This is a genomic window from Sedimentitalea xiamensis, from assembly GCF_030164465.1.
Classification (GTDB): Bacteria; Pseudomonadota; Alphaproteobacteria; order Rhodobacterales; family Rhodobacteraceae; genus Sedimentitalea; species Sedimentitalea xiamensis.
The window spans coordinates 98,725-117,498 of the sequence record NZ_JASNJE010000004.1 but is presented as its reverse complement, the minus strand read 5'-3'; the positions used below and the strand labels follow the sequence as shown (position 1 = coordinate 117,498).

General features: G+C 62.4%; 20 protein-coding genes. 12 read left to right on the top strand and 8 right to left on the bottom strand.

Features of this window, described 5'->3' with window-relative positions:
• Positions 1–208 precede the first annotated feature (208 nt).
• Complete coding sequence (locus QO034_RS04920; RefSeq protein ID WP_284484391.1) at positions 209–604, bottom strand: cell division protein ZapA; 396 nt, start codon at positions 602–604, stop codon at positions 209–211.
• A complete protein-coding gene (locus QO034_RS04915; RefSeq protein WP_284484390.1) occupies positions 604–1,140 on the bottom strand; it encodes a hypothetical protein in 537 nt (178 codons plus the stop codon). Before QO034_RS04915 ends, QO034_RS04920 begins: the two co-directional genes overlap by 1 nt.
• A 281-nt stretch (positions 1,141–1,421) precedes the next feature.
• On the opposite strand from QO034_RS04915, the gene tkt reads away from it, so the two are divergent.
• Positions 1,422–3,440: a transketolase gene (gene tkt / locus QO034_RS04910; protein WP_284484389.1), complete on the top strand. Its 2,019-nt coding sequence runs from the start codon at positions 1,422–1,424 to the stop codon at positions 3,438–3,440.
• Between the two features lie 185 nt (positions 3,441–3,625).
• Here tkt and QO034_RS04905 read toward each other — a convergent pair whose 3' ends face one another.
• Positions 3,626–4,426, bottom strand: a complete 801-nt coding sequence (locus tag QO034_RS04905) for an acyl-CoA thioesterase (RefSeq protein WP_284484388.1) — start codon at positions 4,424–4,426, stop codon at positions 3,626–3,628.
• Between the two features lie 59 nt (positions 4,427–4,485).
• Positions 4,486–5,472, bottom strand: coding sequence for a DUF808 domain-containing protein (locus tag QO034_RS04900; RefSeq protein WP_284484387.1), 987 nt, complete (start codon positions 5,470–5,472; stop codon positions 4,486–4,488).
• A 183-nt stretch (positions 5,473–5,655) separates the two neighbouring features.
• Here QO034_RS04900 and gap point away from each other — a divergent pair, with 183 nt between their 5' ends.
• The gene (gene gap / locus QO034_RS04895; RefSeq protein WP_284484386.1) at positions 5,656–6,660 is read left to right on the top strand and encodes a type I glyceraldehyde-3-phosphate dehydrogenase; all 1,005 of its coding nucleotides are present in this window, start codon (positions 5,656–5,658) and stop codon (positions 6,658–6,660) included.
• Positions 6,661–6,735: 75 nt separating this feature from the next.
• Positions 6,736–6,879: a hypothetical protein gene (locus tag QO034_RS04890; RefSeq protein WP_284484385.1), complete on the top strand. Its 144-nt coding sequence runs from the start codon at positions 6,736–6,738 to the stop codon at positions 6,877–6,879.
• A gap of 16 nt (positions 6,880–6,895) precedes the next feature.
• Here QO034_RS04890 and coaD read toward each other — a convergent pair whose 3' ends face one another.
• From coaD to QO034_RS04875, 3 genes are all read right to left on the bottom strand, one after another.
• On the bottom strand, positions 6,896–7,390 hold the full coding sequence (gene coaD / locus QO034_RS04885; RefSeq protein ID WP_284484384.1) for a pantetheine-phosphate adenylyltransferase: 495 nt from the start codon (positions 7,388–7,390) through the stop codon (positions 6,896–6,898).
• Positions 7,391–7,503: 113 nt separating this feature from the next.
• On the bottom strand, positions 7,504–7,941 hold the full coding sequence (locus QO034_RS04880; protein WP_284484383.1) for a CBS domain-containing protein: 438 nt from the start codon (positions 7,939–7,941) through the stop codon (positions 7,504–7,506).
• A 60-nt stretch (positions 7,942–8,001) separates the two neighbouring features.
• Positions 8,002–8,898 carry a LysR family transcriptional regulator gene (locus QO034_RS04875; RefSeq protein WP_284484382.1) on the bottom strand — a complete coding sequence of 299 codons (897 nt, stop codon included), beginning with the start codon at positions 8,896–8,898 and terminating at the stop codon, positions 8,002–8,004.
• Positions 8,899–9,005: 107 nt separating this feature from the next.
• Between QO034_RS04875 and QO034_RS04870 the strand changes: the two genes are divergently transcribed.
• The 3 genes from QO034_RS04870 (at position 9,006) to QO034_RS04860 (ending at position 11,845) form a co-directional block, all read left to right on the top strand.
• Complete coding sequence (locus tag QO034_RS04870) at positions 9,006–10,505, top strand: CoA-acylating methylmalonate-semialdehyde dehydrogenase (protein WP_284484381.1); 1,500 nt, start codon at positions 9,006–9,008, stop codon at positions 10,503–10,505.
• Between the two features lie 171 nt (positions 10,506–10,676).
• Positions 10,677–11,105, top strand: coding sequence for a hypothetical protein (locus QO034_RS04865; RefSeq protein ID WP_284484380.1), 429 nt, complete (start codon positions 10,677–10,679; stop codon positions 11,103–11,105).
• 137 nt (positions 11,106–11,242) lie between these two features.
• Positions 11,243–11,845, top strand: coding sequence for a L,D-transpeptidase (locus tag QO034_RS04860; RefSeq protein WP_284484379.1), 603 nt, complete (start codon positions 11,243–11,245; stop codon positions 11,843–11,845).
• Here QO034_RS04860 and QO034_RS04855 read toward each other — a convergent pair.
• On the bottom strand, positions 11,842–12,657 hold the full coding sequence (locus tag QO034_RS04855; RefSeq protein WP_284484378.1) for a class I SAM-dependent methyltransferase: 816 nt from the start codon (positions 12,655–12,657) through the stop codon (positions 11,842–11,844). The two genes, QO034_RS04860 and QO034_RS04855, sit on opposite strands and share 4 nt — an antisense overlap.
• Positions 12,658–12,862: 205 nt before the next feature.
• On the opposite strand from QO034_RS04855, the gene QO034_RS04850 reads away from it, so the two are divergent.
• The 6 genes from QO034_RS04850 (at position 12,863) to QO034_RS04825 (ending at position 18,761) form a co-directional block, all read left to right on the top strand.
• Positions 12,863–13,978: a carboxylate-amine ligase gene (locus QO034_RS04850; protein ID WP_284484377.1), complete on the top strand. Its 1,116-nt coding sequence runs from the start codon at positions 12,863–12,865 to the stop codon at positions 13,976–13,978.
• Between the two features lie 343 nt (positions 13,979–14,321).
• The gene (locus QO034_RS04845; protein ID WP_284484376.1) at positions 14,322–15,050 is read left to right on the top strand and encodes a VPLPA-CTERM sorting domain-containing protein; all 729 of its coding nucleotides are present in this window, start codon (positions 14,322–14,324) and stop codon (positions 15,048–15,050) included.
• Positions 15,051–15,240: 190 nt separating this feature from the next.
• The gene (locus QO034_RS04840; protein WP_284484375.1) at positions 15,241–16,383 is read left to right on the top strand and encodes an acyl-CoA dehydrogenase family protein; all 1,143 of its coding nucleotides are present in this window, start codon (positions 15,241–15,243) and stop codon (positions 16,381–16,383) included.
• A gap of 6 nt (positions 16,384–16,389) precedes the next feature.
• A complete protein-coding gene (locus QO034_RS04835) occupies positions 16,390–17,427 on the top strand; it encodes an enoyl-CoA hydratase/isomerase family protein (protein ID WP_284484374.1) in 1,038 nt (345 codons plus the stop codon).
• Between the two features lie 10 nt (positions 17,428–17,437).
• Positions 17,438–18,313: a 3-hydroxyisobutyrate dehydrogenase gene (gene mmsB, locus QO034_RS04830; protein WP_284484373.1), complete on the top strand. Its 876-nt coding sequence runs from the start codon at positions 17,438–17,440 to the stop codon at positions 18,311–18,313.
• A gap of 85 nt (positions 18,314–18,398) precedes the next feature.
• On the top strand, positions 18,399–18,761 hold the full coding sequence (locus QO034_RS04825) for a hypothetical protein (protein WP_284484372.1): 363 nt from the start codon (positions 18,399–18,401) through the stop codon (positions 18,759–18,761).
• Positions 18,762–18,774 lie beyond the last annotated feature (13 nt).

The window sequence follows — 18,774 nt, the reverse complement described above, 5'->3', positions numbered from 1 at the left end:
GCAAGGGTACGTCGCCGATGTGCCCTTGCCCGATCGCCCGGATCTTGCGCGCGGGAAAACTGCGCCTTTCCGTTTCAGCCCCGGGGTCCGGACAGCTTGGCCGAAATCTTCCGGACGCGTCAGAACCGGCCCCGTCGTCCGTACCGGAATGCAAAAGACCCCCTGACACCGCAGGTGGATCCCCTCCGCGAACCTCCTTTCGCGGACTTCAGGCCCCGGCTTTCTCCTCGATCTCGGCGGCAAGCGCCTCGGCACGGGCGGCCAGTTCGGCAAGCGTATCTGTCACGACCTGCGGAACCACCGGCACTTCGATCCGCTCGGGCGCAGGCCCCGGCGCATTCCGCAACTGCGCCAGTTCGGCATCGCGTTCGGCCAGCGTCTTTTCCATCTCCCTGATCCGGTCCTCGACGGCGGCGGTCTTGTCTGCCAGCATCAGACCCGCCATCAACAGCATCCGGGCCTCGGGCATCCGTCCGATCTGGTCGGTCAGAACCTGCGCTTCCTCGTCCAGCATTCGCGCCGCAGAGTGCAGGTAGCTTTCTTCGCCGTCCTGGCAGGACACTTCGAACCCGCGACCGCCGATCATGATCGTCACTTCGGGCATCAGGCATCCTCCCCGTCGGTCAAGCCTGCGGCCGAGGCCAGCAGGGGTTCAAGTTTCGCCAGCACCGCACTGACCTCGGCCGCGTCGGTCGCCCTGATCGCCCGAAGGCTTTCCAGTTCCGCCAGCATCGCCTTGTTGATCAAGTGGGGTTCCCCGACCCCGCTTTCATTGGCCTTGCGCAGGGCGGCGTTGCTCTGGCGCAATTGCTCATTGGCCAGACGCAGGCGCTGCACGTCCATGTCGAGCCGCCCCATCGCATCGTTTTGCGCCGCAAGGTCGGCTTTCAGCTTGTCCAGTTCATCGGAGACGTCGAGTGCGGCCCGCAGAGCGGCAAGTTCGTCGCCGTGCCGCTCCTTGATCGCCCGCAGACGTTCTTCCAGTTGCGAGTTGGCAAGTCTTTCGTCTTCCAGAGCCTGGACGAGGTCGGGGTCGGGAATCGCGGCAGCGGCTTCCCGCTCGGCGAGCATCATGACGCCGGCTCCGATCCGTTCCATGGCCGCGGTGATGCGGCTGTTAAGTTCGTCGATCTGGCTCATGCCTGTCGCCTTTCCCTGCGCTTGTTCCGTCTTAATATTCTGTTCATCAATGCGTGCCGGCCAGATCGGCTTGGACGCGGCGAATCGGGTCTCCGGGGCAATTGGTAGCAGTCTAGCCAAGGACTGTGCAAATTTCCTCCCCTTTGGTTTCAATGCCTTGTGCGGTTGATCTGAAGTGGCAGGTTCACGCCGGCCCGGTCCTGCTTGATCTTTGAGGTGCGGCTGGTATTGAGCAGGCCAATCTTTGCACTTCACCCGAGACAATCCAAAGGAACAGCCCCGTGGACCTGACCGCCCTGCGCACCGCCAACCCCGATCATTGGGCCAAGGCCTCTGCCATCCGCGCCCTGACGCTGGATGCTGTCGCCGCCGCGAATTCCGGCCATTCGGGCATGCCGATGGGCATGGCCGACGTGGCCACGGTCCTGTTCGAAAAGCATCTGAAATTCGACGCCTCCGCCCCGAACTGGCCGGATCGCGACCGTTTCATCCTGTCTGCCGGGCACGGTTCGATGCTGCTCTATTCGCTGTTGCACCTGACCGGATACGCCGACATGACACTGGAGGAGATCCGGAATTTCCGCCAGTGGGGCGCGCGCACGGCCGGGCATCCGGAATACGGCCACGCCAGCGGCATCGAAACCACCACCGGCCCCCTCGGTCAGGGCATTTCCAACGCGGTCGGTTTCGCCATGGCGGAAGAAATCCAGCGCGCCCGCTACGGCCGCAATATCGTCGATCATTTCACCTATGTGATCGCCGGCGACGGATGTCTCATGGAAGGCGTCAGCCAGGAAGCGATCGGTCTGGCCGGGCGGCACCAGCTCGGCAAACTCATCGTGCTCTGGGACAACAACAACATCACCATCGACGGCACCGTGGACCTGTCCGATCGCACCAACCAGGTGATGCGGTTCAAGGCGTCGGGCTGGCATGTGATCGAAATCGACGGCCACGACCCGCAGGCGATCGACGAGGCGCTGACAGCGGCCAGGAAGACCAGAAAACCGTCCATGATCGCCTGCAAGACGCATATTGCCCTCGGGCATGCTGCTCAGGACACCAGCAAGGGCCACGGAGCGTTGACCGACCCCGACCAGTTGCGCGCCGCCAAGGAAGCCTATGGCTGGACGACAGGCCCCTTCGTGGTACCGGACGAAGTCAAGAAAAGCTGGGAAGACATCGGCGCGCGTGGCGCGGCCGCACGCGCCGAATGGGAAGACCGGCTGTCCGCCCTGTCCGAACGCCGCCGGTCGGAATTCAACCGTGCCTACGCGCTGGAGGTTCCAAAACGCCTCGCCGCGACCATTCGCGCCCTCAAGAAGCAGGCCAGCGAAGCCGCCCACAACGTGGCCACCCGCAAATCCAGCGAAATGGTGCTGGAAATCGTCAACCCGGTGATGACCGAAACCGTCGGCGGATCCGCCGATCTGACCGGATCGAACAACACGAAGACCGGTGACATGGGCGTGTTTGATCCGGAAAACCGCAAGGGCCGCTATATCTACTGGGGCATCCGCGAACACGGCATGGCGGCGGCCATGAACGGCATGGTCCTGCACGGCGGTATCCGGGCCTATGGCGGCACTTTCATGTGCTTCACCGATTATGCCCGCCCGTCCATGCGGCTCGCCGCATTGATGAAGATCCCGACCGTGTTCGTCATGACCCACGACAGTATCGGTCTTGGCGAAGACGGCCCGACGCACCAGCCAGTCGAGCATCTGGCGATATCCCGCGCGACTCCCAACACAATGGTTTTCCGTCCCGCGGACACGGTTGAAACGGCGGAAGCCTGGGAACTGGCGCTTACCAGCACGGAAACCCCGTCGGTGCTGTCGCTGACCCGCCAGGGGCTGCCGACGGTGCGCCTGGAACACAAGCAAAGGAACCTGACGGCCCAAGGCGCCTATGTTCTTGCCGAAGCCGATGCGAAACGGCAGGTGATCCTGATCGCCACCGGTTCCGAAGTGTCCGTGGCGCTCGCAGCACGGGACATTCTCGAAGGGCAAGGCATCGGCACTCGTGTTGTGTCGATGCCCTGCATGGAACTGTTCGCGCAACAGGACGAAACATACCGCAAGCGCATTCTTCCCGTCGGGCCGGTCCGCGTCGGGATCGAGGCCGGTGTCCGTCAGGGCTGGGATCGCTGGCTTCTGGGCGAACGGGGCCGCGAACACAAAGCCGGATTCATCGGCATGGACAGTTTCGGAGCCTCTGCTCCCGCGGAAGAACTGTTCGAAAAATTCGGCATCACCGCCGAGGCGACCGTGGCAAAAGTCAGGTCCCTGCTCGGCTGACATGCGCCTGACGGGCACCCGCGCCATAGGTTCGGGTGCCGTTCTTCTCCGGCCGGGTCCTGCTTCGCAAAGCGGCCCCTCTGATCAAGTCCTTGTCCGCCCAATGCAATCGGCAGAACCTTCGCGCGGTCAGAAAATGCGCACTGAGCGCCCGGTCCGGGAACGAAATCCGCTTTCCGGCAGAATCAAACGAAGATCACCACCGACTGCATGCCATCGACCACCAATTCGCCGTCGGTGTTCCATCCCCGCATCACCTGGGAACTGAAGCCGTCCCGCGCCGAGGTCAGATCGGTTTCCAGCATCCACCAGCCGTCGCGGGTCCTCGGGGCACCGGACAGCAGATTGCAGATCCAGGTCATCGAGGAATTCGGCCCTGGCTGGCGGCATACAGGGAACACCGCTGGGGGCAGCACGTCGGCAATGCCGATCAGCCCCTCCGGACGCGTCCACATCGCAGGGTCGCGGTAACGCGCCCAGACCCGGACGTATCCCCGGTCCGCCCCCATGAACGGCAGGTGTCCGTCGATCAACCGCACCTCGAAATTGCCGAAGAACCGAGCCGGCGGGCGGGACATGCCCGGTGGGAAATAGGGATCGGTCTGTTCCGGCAGCGGCGCCGCTGGCGCGGATCGTTCCACGGTCACGTGACTGTTCTGCGCCAGACCGAATGAAAACGTGCCCTGTGCCACCACCTTCCCGTCGATCCGGGCCTGGGTATTCACGGTGGTCACGTTTCTGCCCTGCCGGAAGATATCGACCGAGATATCAGGCGAAGTCGTGACCGGCGCGGTGAAATTGATCAGGGCCGAACGCAGAGGCGGAAGATCGGCCTGGACCCGACGCGCCGCGGCCAGCAGCAAGGCGGCGGTGAACCCTCCATAGGCGGTTCGGCCCTGTTTCCAGTTGTCGGGGACCGCGAACCGGGGCGAAACGCCGGTTGCATCTGGCGCGTCAAGCACTTCGGAAAGGGTCATTTCGCTCATCGCCGGTCTCCTCCTGGTGGCAGGTGGATCCTTGCAGCCTCGCCGCCCGGACACAAAGATTACCTCGGGTCAGAATCCGCTTCCACCTTGCCCCCGAACAGGGTTTGCACCAGCGGAACCAACAGTTTGGAGGCCACCGGAATCAGGACCATGCCGAGTGCGACGCCGAACACACCGTCCATTGCCGCCGTGGCGGCCCATTCCACAGTGCCCCGGTATGCATCCGGAACCAGGCCAGCGACGAGAACGGCGGCATCGTGGATGTGATGGCCAAGCCAACCGAACCCCAGTTCTTCCATCCCATGGATCACGATGGATCCGCCGACCCAGAGCATCGCCGCCGTGCCGATGATCGTCAGCGCCTTCATCAGCCCCGGCATGGCGCGCACGATTCCCCGCCCCAGCGAACGGGTCGGGCCAAGGCGGCCGTTGGCGGCCATGAACAGCCCCACGTCATCCGCCTTCACGATCAGGGCGACGCTGCCGTAGACGACCACGGTAATGCCGATCCCGACCACTGCCAGCGTCGCGGCTTCCATCCAGATGTTGGATTGCGGGATCGCCGCCAGCGCGATGGTCATGATCTCTGCGGACAGGATGAAGTCGGTCTTTATCGCGCCCGCCGCCTTTTCCTGTTCCAGATGCGCCGGATCGCCTTCGATGTCTTCGGGAAAGACATGGGGATCGTCATGCGGAATCAGGGCGTGATAGATCTTTTCGGCGCCTTCGAAACACAGATAGGCCCCGCCCAGCATCAACAGGGGCGCGATCATCCAGGGCGCGAAATTCGCCAGCAACAGGCCGACGGGCAACAGATAGAGCAGCTTGTTCTTGAACGACCCCTTGGCAATCTGCCAGATGATCGGCAATTCGCGGCTGGCATGGAAACCGTGCACGTATTTCGGCGTGACCGCCGCATCGTCGATCACCGCGCCCGCCGCTTTGGCACCGGCCTTGGCCGCCTGACCGGCAATGTCATCCACCGAGGCGGCCGCCACCTTGGCGATGCCCGCCACATCATCCAGCAACGCCAGCAGCCCGCTCATGTTCCACCCCTTGCAGATTGCGCCTGAAATTGCAGCCTAGCGCATACGCCCGTCAGGGCAAGCGTTAGCGCAACCGGAAAAAGTTTGCGCTAACACGCTGTGAATGCGACGCTTTTTCCCTTTTTATGCAGGGGGTGCGGGTCTATATGCCCATCAACCCGCAACCTTCAGGAGCGACAGAACATGACCGTAACCGTCGGAATCAACGGATTTGGCCGCATTGGCCGCTGCACCCTGTCCCACATTTCAGCCAGCGGCAGGAACGACATCAAGGTGGTCAAGGCGAACGCGACCGGACCGCTGGCGACAGCGGCGCACCTTTTGCGCTATGACAGCGTGCATGGACGGTTCGGCAACGATATCCGCGTCGGAGAACGCACCCTGGACCTGGGCCGGGGCGAGATCGAGATGTTCTCGACCTATGACCCCAACGAACTGGACTGGTCGGGTTGCGACGTGGTTCTGGAATGCACCGGAAATTTCAACGACGGCAAGAAGGCCAATGTCCACCTTGAGCGCGGCGCGAAATCGGTCCTGATCTCCGCACCTGCGAAGAACGTGCAGAAGACCATCGTGTTCGGCGTCAACGACGAGATGCTGGCAAAGGGCGACAATATGGTCAGCAACGGCTCCTGCACCACCAACTGCCTGGCCCCGCTGGCCAAGGTGCTGGACGAGGCCGTCGGTATCGAACACGGGATCATGACGACGATCCATTCCTATACCGGCGATCAGCCGACGCTGGACCGGCGCCACAACGATCTCTACCGCGCCCGCGCGGCGGCGATGGCAATGATCCCGACCTCGACCGGAGCCGCCAAGGCGCTGGGCGAGGTTCTGCCGAACCTCAAGGGCAAACTGGACGGCTCCGCCATGCGCGTGCCGACGCCGAACGTGTCCGCGGTCGACCTGACGTTCCGCGCCGGGCGCGACGTGACCGCCGAGGAAATCAACGAGATGGTCGCCGAAGCGGTCAAGGGTCCGATGGGGCATGTCATGGCCTATGACCCGGAGCCCAAGGTGTCGATCGATTTCAACCACACCGAGGAAAGCAGCATCTTCGCACCCGATCAGACCCGCGTGGTCGACGGTCGTATGGTGCGGGTTCTGGCATGGTATGACAACGAATGGGGCTTTTCGGTGCGGATGGCCGATGTCGCCGTTGCCATGGGCCGCCTGAACCGCTGACACTTGCGGCGCACTTGAAGGAAGACGTCCGGTCAGGCATAGCTGATCGGGCGTTTTTTGTCCGCCGGGGTCCGAATGACCAATAGAATTGCGCTAGTGCTGGGCCTGCTGATCCTGGTCATCCTGCTGGCGGATGTTCTGCTCTACGGCGCGGATCACCTTGTTTTCCTGGGCAAGAAACTGTTCGACCTGATCGACTGGCTGGCCTTCTGGAGATGATTAAAAACGCCGACGCCTAGCGGCCCAGCCTTTCGAGCAGCGCTTCGTTGACCTGTGGCGTCACGAACTTCGACACATCGCCTCCGAGGCGGGCGATCTCCTTGACCAGCTTGCTCGCAATGGCCTGATGCTTGGCATCGGCCATCAGGAAAACGGTTTCGACGCTGTCGTCCAGCGCCCGGTTCATCCCGACCATCTGGTATTCATATTCGAAATCCGCCACCGCGCGCAGCCCTCGGACGATGATCTGCGCCCCGACATCGTTGGCGCAATCGATCAACAGGTTTTCGAACGGGTGCACGACGATTTCGATGCCGGTCCTGGACGCCAACGCGGTGCAGTCCGCCTCGATCATGGCCACCCGTTCCTCCAGCGAAAACAGCGGCCCCTTGTCCCGGTTGATGGCGACCCCGATCACCAGTTTGTCCACCAGCGCCGCTGCCCGCCGTATGATATCTGCATGCCCCAGCGTGATCGGGTCGAATGTTCCGGGATAAAGGGCAACGCGCATGGCAGACTCCGACCGTTGGCATGTGCGGCCAAGCAACCACGCCGCCCCCGGTTTTGCAAGGGGAGCCGGCCGGATTTGCCTTTGAATTCAGGCGTGGATCGGGCGGCGGCGCCCTAGTGCCCCATGATCATGCCTTCCAAGGCTTCCTTTTCCATGGCCAGAACGGACAACTGCGCCTTGACCAGATCGCCCAGTGTGATCAATCCGATCATCGTTCCGTCCTCGACTACGGGCATGTGGCGGAACCGGCCTTCGGTCATTATTCCCAGGATGTCCTGGGCGGAATCCTTGCTGGTGCAGGTGACGAGCTTGCTCGTCATGTAGGTGCTGACCGGCTGATCCAGACATCCCTTGCCCACATTGGACAGTTCGCGCACGATATCGCGTTCCGACAGGATGCCCGATGCGGTCTTGCCGCCGTCATCGGACACCACGACCGACCCGATCCTGTTGTCGGCCAGAATCTTGGCCGCATCCGAGACCTTAGCAGTCGACTCGATCGTCAGGACTCCGGTGGTGGATTTTGACTTGAGAATCTGATGGACAAGCATTCTGAGGGGCTCCGCAATAATCTTTCAATATCAACAGCGTTGCCGCAATAAGCAGACAAGTCAAGTCAGGCTTTCCAAACGCGCGACTTCTTCGCGCAAACCCTGGCTCAGCGCCTGGGCAAACCGGTTCAACCGGTCGCTGCGTTGGTCGCCCTGATGGCGCACCAGGAAGAAACTGCGGGTCAGGCTTACCTGATCCGTCAGGACGCGCCGCAACTGCCGGTGGCTGGGCAGCGCGAAATCATGCGCCACCCCCAGGCCGGCGTGTTGCGCCAGCAATTTCAGTTGCACCGGGACCGAATTGGACGCCAACGGCACCCGCTTGACGCCAAGCTGATCCAGATAATCCAGTTCGGCGTCAAAGATCATGTCGGGAATATAGCCGATCATCCGCCGCCCCCGCAGATCCTCGACACTCAGCAACGGCGGAGTGTCGCGCAGATACCGGCGACTCGCCACCAGATGCAGGCGATAGTCGGTGATCTTCTGCACCAGCAACCGCCCGGCCGTCGGGGCACTGACGGCGACGGCCATGTCCGCTTCGCGGCGGGACAGGTTCACGATGCGTGGCAGGGCGACGATCTGGATGTCGAGATCGGGATTGTCCGCTGCAATCGCCGCACAGACCTGTGGCAGAAGGTAGTTGGCGCAGCCGTCCGGCGCTCCGATCCGAACCTGCCCCGCCAGCCCTTCGCTGGGACCGGCAAGGGCTTCGGTGAGCGCGCGCATGGCCATTTCCGCCTGTTCGCCATGGGCCAGCAGCCGTTCTCCCTGCGCCGTAAGCGCATAGCCCTGCGGCGATTTCACGAACAACGGCGTCGCCAGAGCCGTTTCCAGCCGCGCGACGCGGCGCCCGACGGTGGCGGGATCGATCTTGAGAACGCGGCCCGCGGCAGACAGGCTTTCCTCGCGCGCGACGGCGAGAAAGACCTTGAGATCATCCCAATGTGGTGTCATCGCGCCACTCCTTTTGCAAAATCGCAAATCCTTTTTGAGTTATTGCCTCTGTTCGGTCCATTTTTGCAAGACTATGGTGCGCCCGGATGATCAATGGGAGAAAACCGATGCAGGAACTGAAACATTACATCAACGGCAGCCACGTAAAGGGACAGTCGGGACGGTTTGCCGATGTGATGAACCCGGCCACCGGCGAAGTGCAGGCCCGCGTACCGCTGGCCAATGCCGAAGAACTGGCCTTTGCCGTCGACGTGGCCGCCGATGCGCAACCGGGTTGGGCCGCAACCAATCCGCAGCGCCGCGCGCGCGTGCTGATGAAATTCGTCGATCTGCTAAACCGCGACATGGACAAGCTCGCCGAGGCGCTGAGCCGCGAGCATGGCAAGACCCTGCCGGATGCCGCAGGCGACGTGCAGCGCGGACTGGAAGTCGTGGAATACTGCATCGGCGCGCCTCAGATGCTGAAGGGCGAATTCACCGACGCCGCCGGACCCGGCATCGACATGTATTCCATGCGCCAGCCCCTTGGGGTTACGGCCGGGATCACGCCGTTCAACTTTCCCGCGATGATCCCGATGTGGATGTTCGCGCCGGCCATCGCCTGTGGCAACGCCTTCATCCTGAAGCCCAGCGAACGCGACCCCTCGGTGCCGATCATGCTGGTGGAACTCATGGAAGAAGCCGGACTGCCCAAGGGCATCCTTCAGGTCGTGAACGGAGACAAGGAAGCGGTCGACGCGATCCTTTACCACCCGACGATCCAGTCGATCGGCTTTGTCGGCTCCACCCCCATTGCCGAATACATCTACGGAACCGGGTGTTCGCAAGGCAAGCGCGTTCAGTGTTTCGGCGGCGCGAAGAACCACATGATCATCATGCCCGATGCCGACATGGATCAGGCTGCCGATGCGCTGGTCGGCGCAGGCTACGGCGCGGCCGGAGAACGCTGCATGGCGATTTCCGTGGCCGTTCCGGTGGGTGACGAAACCGCGGATCGGCTGATGGAAAAGCTTGTCCCGCGGGTCGAGGCGCTGAAGGTCGGCCCCTACACATCCGGGAACGACGTGGATTACGGTCCGGTCGTGACCGCCGCCGCCAAGGCCAACATCGAACGGCTGGTGCAGACCGGGATCGAACAGGGGGCCAAACTGCTCGTGGACGGGCGCGGTTTCAAGCTGCAAGGCTACGAGACCGGCTTTTTCGTCGGACCGCATCTTTTCGACCATGCGACGCCGGACATGGACATCTACAAGACCGAAATCTTCGGTCCCGTCCTGACCACCGTGCGGGCGCAATCCTACGAGGAAGCTCTGAAACTGGCGATGGACCACGAATACGGCAACGGCACCGCGATCTTCACCCGTGACGGGGACGCGGCGCGCGATTTCGCCAGCCGCATCAATGTCGGAATGGTCGGCATCAACGTGCCGATCCCGGTGCCGTTGGCCTATCATACCTTCGGCGGCTGGAAGAAATCCGTCTTCGGCGATCTCAATCAGCACGGCCCGGACGCGTTCAAGTTCTACACCCGGACCAAGACCGTGACTTCGCGCTGGCCATCAGGCCTGAAAGACGGCGGCGAGTTCCACTTCAAGCCCATGGACTAGGACTGTCCTGCCGTCCGATATCCCGGTGTGTCCCCTTGTCCGATGGGCAATGGGGACACACCTTAAGGGAATGCTACCATCTATTAACAACCCAAGATTGCATATAGGCGGAATTCTGCCTATCCTTTCCAGAGCAACGGCCATCGAGCGAGGATTGGACGCGATCATACCATGGGGATAACCTACAAGTACCTCCCAGAGCGGTATCTGATCTACGTCCGCCTGGAAGGGTATGTCGATCAGAAGGACATATTCCGATACTTCGCAAAATTCGAGCGCGATACGACCCTGGTCGCCGGCTGCAATGAACTGATCGATTTCAGCGCCTTGACGGATCTGGATCTCACCTACGAAGAAATGCGCACGGTCAGATTGCGTGAAGAAGGCTACTACAAGAGCGCGCCCGCTCCGGTGCTCTGCGTGATCCACGCCCCGCGGGACACGACTTTCGGCATGGCGCGGATGTATCAGCAGATGGTGGCGGCCACCGAAGACCATATCGTTCAGATCGCCCGAACCGAAGCCGAGACGCTGCAAATGCTGAGTCAACCTGAAGCCCGGTTTTCAGAATTGCTGGGCACCGTCGACAGCCCGGCCTGAACCGTCGAACTTTCCGGCAGGACGCGCCTCACCCTCTTTCAATTCAACGTGAAACCGCCGATTTCGCGGGATTTTCACTGGCTTCCACTTCTGCGGCGCAATAGAGATCCTTCCAAAACGACTGAAGAGGCACGATCATGACCCGTTTGAACTTAACCCGACGCACGGCGCTTTTGGGGGCTGCGGCCAGTCTGGCGGCGCCGACCCTGCTGCGCGCGCAGACATCCAGCGACGCGTTTCCGCAGGATGAAGCACCGATCCGCGATCAGGAAGCCGTGCGCCGCAATATCTCTTCCTTCACTCAGCAGAACTGGCAGGACCACTTCGACACGCTCGGCAAGGGCTGCCTGCTTGCGGATATCACCAGCCGCGCGGTGCATTACTGGGGTCCTGACGGGGTCACTTACATGCTGTTCCCGTCATCGGTTCCGATGTCCGAAGAACTGACGCGACGGGGTTATTCCAAGATCGTGCGAAAGGCAGAAAATCCCCGCTGGACGCCGACCGCCAACATGCGGGAACGCGATCCGACCCTGCCCGACTACATGGAAGGTGGCCCCGGCAACCCTCTGGGCACACGCGCCATGTATCTGGACTGGCCCGCATACCTGGTGCACGGCACCCATGACACGCGCAAGATCGGGCGGCAAAGCAGTTCCGGCTGCATCGGTCTCTACAACCAGCACGTCGAACAGCTCTATCCGCTGGTTCAGATCGGCACGCAGGTGCGGCTGCTTTAACCGCGTTTTCGAATCCAGAAGCTCTGGGCGCGCCCCGCGCCCAGAAACGGCAGGGCGGCCACGGCATCGGGCCGCTCTTTTTGCAGGTAGTAGCCCGGCCAGAGAATGTCGTAGCCGCCGCCCTGGAGCAGAGCGTGCAGCATGTATTGTTCCGCCCAGGACGGACAGTCGTAGAAGAACCGCTTCGGGTATTCATAGGGCAGGAACACGTCATGCACATGAATGACGACCCCGGCGGGCAGAGCCGGGATGATCCGGCAGAACAGATGCGCCACATCATTGCTCATCCGGACCTGATGGCTGCTGTCGATGAACAGGATGTCGCCTCGGGAAAGATCCGAGAACAGGGACGGATCGACACTTTCCAGTGGAGCCTGGTGAAACCGGTCCACCAGCCCGACAATATCGGCGCGCGGAAAGGGATCGATCGCGGTCAGCGTGCAGTCCATCCCCCCGTCGAGAATGGCCTGACGGGTGATGCGGGTCGAATTTCCGCAGCCCACCTCGATCACCCGCCGCGGCGCGTTTTGGCGCACCATCAGATACAGGGCTTCGGCGTCGGGGCTGTCGAAATACCCATTACCGGGGACATATCCCGTCGCATTCGCGGCGGGGTCCGCCAGGCGATGCAAATCCGCCGCGAACCGGCCCGCATCCTCGATCAAGGGCGAAATGTCGAAGCTTTCCATGCCGGGAGACAGCGCATAGGCCGGAGCGTTCAATCCGCCGCGCGCTTCGAAGTCTCGGAGCCGGCGCTGTTCCGCCTCATGCTCTGCACCATCCGTGATCCGAACATCAAGTTCACCAAGCAATGCATTGATTTTCCGTATCTTGCTGCCGTTTCCCATTGCTTCTTCTCACCCCCGGCAACACCGCGCCACCCGCGCTTTGCACCCGTGCAATTGCCCTGTTCCGCAGGCAGTTTCAAGCCGTGCCGGCGCACCGGCAACGGTTTTTCTTCTTGGCATCCGCAGCGACAGCCTTTTCACTGAAGAAAACCCGGACCGGAGACGTCGCATGCAGCAGGAATTCACCCTTGGCATCGAAGAGGAATACCTGCTGGTGGATCGGGACAGCTTCGATCTAGCGCAAGCGCCCGAGGCGCTCATGTCCGCCTGCCAGGCGGATCTCGAAGGTCAGGTCAGCCCGGAATTCCTGCAATGCCAGATCGAGGTCGGCACCCGCGTCTGCGCAACGATCGCCGACGCCCGCGAGGACCTGAGGCGCCTGCGCGCCTGCGTGTCGCGACATGCCGCGGACCACAATCTCGCCCCGATCGCCGTGTCCTGCCATCCCTTCGCCGACTGGAAGGATCAGCACCACACCGCAAGAGCCCGCTACGATTCCCTGCGGCAAGCCCTGGGCGGGGTGGCCCGGCGCATGCTGATCTGCGGCATGCATGTGCATATCGGGATCGAGGACCAGTCCCTGCGCACCGATCTCATGCCGCAGCTGTCCTATTTCCTGCCGCATCTCCTGGCCCTGTCCACCTCGTCGCCGTTCTGGCAGGGCGACGATACCGGACTCGCCTCCTACCGTCTCACGGTGTTCGACAACCTGCCCCGCACCGGCTTGCCGCCGCATTTCGACAGCTGGGCGGAATATGAACGGACCACCGGAACCCTGATCGAGCTCGGCGTGATCGAGGACACCAGCAAGATCTGGTGGGATCTGCGGCCTTCGGCTAAATTTCCGACGCTGGAAACCCGGATCATGGATGTCTCTCCCCGGCTGGAAGACACGCTGGCGCTCGCCGCCCTCAACCAGGCCATTGTCCGCATGCTGTGTCGCCTGCGGGAACGCAACCTGCGCTGGCGCGCCTATGACCGGTTCCTGATCGCCGAGAACCGCTGGCGCGCGCAGCGCTACGGGGCCGCCGAGGGGCTGATCGACTTTGGCGACCGGTCGATCAAACCCTTCGCGACCCTGCTGGACGAACTGATCGGAATGCTGCTCGAAGACGCCGATGCCCTTGGCACGACCCAAGAACTGGCGGCCCTGCGCGGCATCGTCAAGGATGGCACCAGCGCCGCCCGCCAGCGCCAGGTGCATGCCGAAGCCTCCGCCGCCGGACAGCCCGCAGGCGAAGCGGTGGTCCGGCATCTGATCGAGGAATTCCATGCGGATCTTTGATGCCTCAACGGCGCGCCATCCCTGGTCGCCCACGCGCAGTTTAACGCGAATCATCGTCTGAACGGACCCTGTCCAACCGGCGTCCAGCGCAAATGGGTGAGACCATCGGCTGAGGCGTGCAACTTTCTTTCCCGACGCGGCGAGAATGTTCAATGAAGCAGAAAACCAAAAGGCGAGCCGCAATAAACTTAGCAACCTAAAATTGAACAACGCAATAATCGCTTTGCGGAATGGTTCAAATTCTTCTAGATTAAAGAGTATTGCGAAGTGATGCGTCGTCGCGACAGATCTTCCTTCGGAGGCGCATTGATAACGAGAGTGTGGGAAGAAGGTGAGTGGAACGATGGAACTTAATTTCAGGGCTGCGCTATGCGCAGGTGGACTTGCACTAGGGGCGCTGGTTGCCTTTGGTCCGGCAGCAAACGCGGCTTCCGTGACGGTGGATCTGGACTATGAGTTCAGCGGCGCGACGATGCCGTCATCGCCCTTGAAGCTGACAATCAATGAGTCGGCGGTCGATACGCTGACCTACACGCTCGATGCGTCTGCGCTGTTGGCGTCAGAGCACGTGAAGGAATTCTACTTCAACCTCGATCCGTTCCTGTCGCCCCTGACGTGGGATCTGACAGATACCTCCGCTGCATGGGACAGCTATGGTGAAGGTCTGGATACGTTCAAAGCGGATGGTGATGGCTTCTTTGACTACAGGCTGGTTTTTGACAACGCCAACCGTCTGTCGGGTACCGAAATCTATTCCTTCTCGATCACGGGCACCGACTTGGATCTCACCGATATCGTTTCAAAATCGACGGCGTCGGGCAATGCGACGATTATCGGCGGCTTCTATTTTGCGGCGCATGTGGGCGGCATCCCTGATCCCGCTGGTGGGTCGTCTTTGTCGGGTTGGATAACCTGCAACCACTGGGATCAGAATGGGGGCTGTTCCGGTGGACCGACCCCGCGGAGCGGTCCGCCGCCGAACAACGTCCCGGTGCCGGCAAGCCTGCCCTTGCTGTTGACGGCCTTGGGTGCAGCGGCATTTATGCGGCGTCGTGCGAAAGCTTCTGCATAAGCCGAACGGAATGCGATGAAAGTTTCAAGGCGCCCTTCCGGGGGCGCCTTTTTCCTGTCCCGATGCCATCAGGCATACAACCGCACGACGATGCGCCAGTCCAACTCTCTCATTGCGGCGCATTGCAAAACTCCTGTAAGAATTCCGAATTAAACAGCCGTTCAATTCGACACATACGGGGGAGACACGCATGGATTTTGCGCTGAGCGACGAACAGACCGCCATCTTCGACATGGCGCATGCGTTCGGACAGGAACATATCGCGCCTTTTGCCCGCCAGTGGGAAGCGGAAGGCACGATCCCGAAATCGCTCTGGCCCCAGATCGGCGAACTGGGGTTCGGCGGACTCTATGTCAGCGAAGAAGGGGGCGGCGCGGGGCTGACCCGGCTTGACGCGACGCTGGTCTTCGAGGCGCTGAGCATGGCCTGCCCGTCGGTCGCGGCCTTCCTGTCGATCCACAACATGTGCGCAAAGATGCTCGACACGTTCGCCGATGACGCCCTGAAGGCGCGGGTGATGCCGAGTGTGTTGAGCCTCGACACGGTTCTGTCCTATTGCCTGACCGAACCCGGATCGGGCAGCGACGCGGCGGCGCTCAAGGCCCGCGCGACCCGCACCAACGACGGCTACGTGCTGAATGGAACCAAGGCGTTCATTTCGGGCGGCGGCTATTCGGATGCCTATGTCTGCATGGTCCGCACTGGCGAGGACGGACCCAAGGGAATTTCGACGGTCTATGTGGAAGACGGCACGCCGGGCCTGTCCTTTGGCGGTCTCGAAGACAAGATGGGCTGGCGCAGCCAACCCACCGCGCAGGTGCAGTTCGACGATTGCCAGATCCCGGCCGGGAACCTTGTCGGGGAAGAAGGCCAGGGCTTCAGATACGCGATGATGGGGCTGGATGGCGGACGGCTGAACATCTCGGCCTGTTCGCTGGGCGCCGCGCAGACCGCGCTGAACATGACGCTCGGCTACATGGGCGAGCGCAAGGCCTTCGGCACCTCGATCGACCAGTTCCAGGGGCTGCAATTCCGCCTCGCGGACATGGAGATCGAATTGCAGGCGGCGCGCACCTTCCTGCGGCAGGCGGCCTGGAAGCTCGACACCGGTGCGCCGGACGCGACCAAGTTCTGCGCCATGGCCAAGAAATTCGTCACCGAAGCCGGCAGCAAGGTGGTGGACCAGTGTCTGCAACTGCACGGCGGGTATGGATACCTCGCCGATTACGGGATCGAGAAACTGGTGCGGGATCTGCGGGTGCACCAGATCCTCGAAGGCACCAACGAAATCATGCGGGTGATCGTTGCCCGGCACATGCTGGCGGCGCGCTAGGTGCTCATGGCTGATCTCAACGTCCGCGTCGAAGGCCGCGCCGGCCGGATCACGCTGACCCGGCCCAGGGCGCTGAACGCGATGACCTATGACATGTGCATGGCCATCGACACGATTCTGCACCTGTGGCGCGAGGAAGAACAGGTGGCGCTGGTGGTGATCAACGCCGAGGGCGACAAAGCGTTCTGCGCCGGCGGCGACATCGCCGAGCTTTACGACACCGGCACGAAGGGCGATTTCGCCTACGGCCGCAACTTCTGGCGCGACGAATACCGCATGAACGCGATGCTGGCGGATTTTCCGAAACCGGTGGTCAGCCTGATGCAGGGCTTTACCATGGGCGGCGGCGTCGGCATTGGATGCCATGGCAGCCACAGGATCGTGGACGACAGCAGCCGCATCGCTATGCCGGAATGCGGGATCGGGCTGGTGCCCGATGTGGGCGGCAGCTATCTGCTGGCCCGTGCGCCGGGCCATCTCGGAACCTACCTGGGCATCACGGCAGCCCGGATGGACGCGGGCGATGCGATCCACGCCGGGTTCGCCGACCATTACGTGCCGCGCGACCGCTGGGCGGACCTGACCGAATTGCTGGAGGCCAGCGGCGACGTGTCCCACGTTTCGCGGCTGGCCCAATCGCCCCCGGCCGGGGCGATGGCACCGCACCTGGACGCGATCGATCGCCTGTTCAAGGCCCCTGCCCTGTCCGGAATACTCGCCGACCTGCGATCGGACGGCAGCGCATTCAGCCAGGGCGCGCTCAAGACGATGAGCCGCAATTCACCGCTGTCGATGGCCTGCGCGGTCGAGACGATCCAACGTCTGCGGCGGGACGGCCCGGCCATGCGGGCGGCGCTGGACCTGGAATTCCGGTTCACCTGGCGGGCGATGGAACACGGAGACTTTCTCGAAGGCATTCGCGCGGCGATCATTGACAAGGACCGCAATCCGCGATGGCAATTCGCTGACCTCGATGTGCCGGACTCCGCCGTCGAGCGGATGCTTGCGCCGCTGGGTGCGGATGCGCTGACATTTCAGGACTGAGGAGAGCGAGATGAAGATCGGATTTATCGGACTGGGCAACATGGGCGGGCCAATGGCCGCCAACCTCGCGAAAGCCGGGCATGACGTGATCGGCTTTGACAACGCGGACGTCGCGGTCGACGGAGTCGAGATGGCCGGGAGCGCCGCAGAGGCCGCCAGCGGAACCGACGTGGTCATCACGATGCTGCCCAATGGCGACATCCTGCGGTCCGTGGCCAACGAAGTGATCCCGGCCATGGCCAAAGGCGCGACACTGATTGACTGTTCGACGGTGGACGTGGACAGCGCCCGCGCTGTCGCCGAACAGGCCGAAGCCGCCGGGCTGCTGGCCGTGGACGCCCCGGTCTCCGGCGGCGTCGGCGGCGCCTCCGCCGGAACACTGACCTTCATGGCCGGCGGGTCGGACGCCGCCTTCGCCAAGGCTGCACCCCTGTTCGAGATCATGGGTCAGAAGGCGGTGCATTGCGGCGGTGCGGGCGCCGGTCAAGCCGCCAAGATCTGCAACAACATGATCCTCGGGGTCACGATGATCGCCACCTGCGAAGCCTTCGCGTTGGCCGACAAGCTGGGCCTGGACCGGCAGAAGATGTTCGACGTGGTTTCAACCTCGTCCGGCTATTCCTGGACCATGAACGCCTACTGCCCCGCACCCGGCGTCGGCCCGCAAAGCCCGGCGGACAACGGCTACAAGCCCGGTTTCGCCGCCGAACTGATGCTGAAGGACCTACGCCTTTCGCAACAGGCCGCCGAAAGCGCCGATGCGGATACCCCGATGGGACAGCTGGCGCAGGCGCTCTACGCGCAATTCGTCGAGGCCGAAGATGGAAAGGGCTGCGATTTCAGCGCCATGCTGCCCCGGTTCGAGAAACGCGGGCGCAACGCCTGATCCTGTCCCGGTCGGCAAGAATCCACCGCCGAGATACATGCGGGACCAAGGACGCCTATATTGAGGGCAAACACAGGAGGCCGATATGAAATCGAACGCAACGACTCTGATGACCGCCCTTGCGCTTGCTCTGTCCATGACCGCCACCGCCGGACACAGCAAGGACAGCAAACACATCGCCGCCGGCTGTCCGCCGGGACTTGCCAAGAAGAACCCGCCCTGCGTTCCGCCGGGCCAGGCGAAAAAATACATCGGCAAATCCGATGACCGGCGTTACCGGGTCGGTGATCGGATCGACAACGACTATTTCTGGATCGACTCCCCGGGACGCTACGGCTTGAACCGCGACGGCTATTACCTGCGCTCGGGCGATTATGTGTATCGCGTTGATCGGGAAACCAGAAAGGTGCTCAACCTCATCGGAGCCGTGATCGATGTCCTGAACTGATCCGCCGATCCGC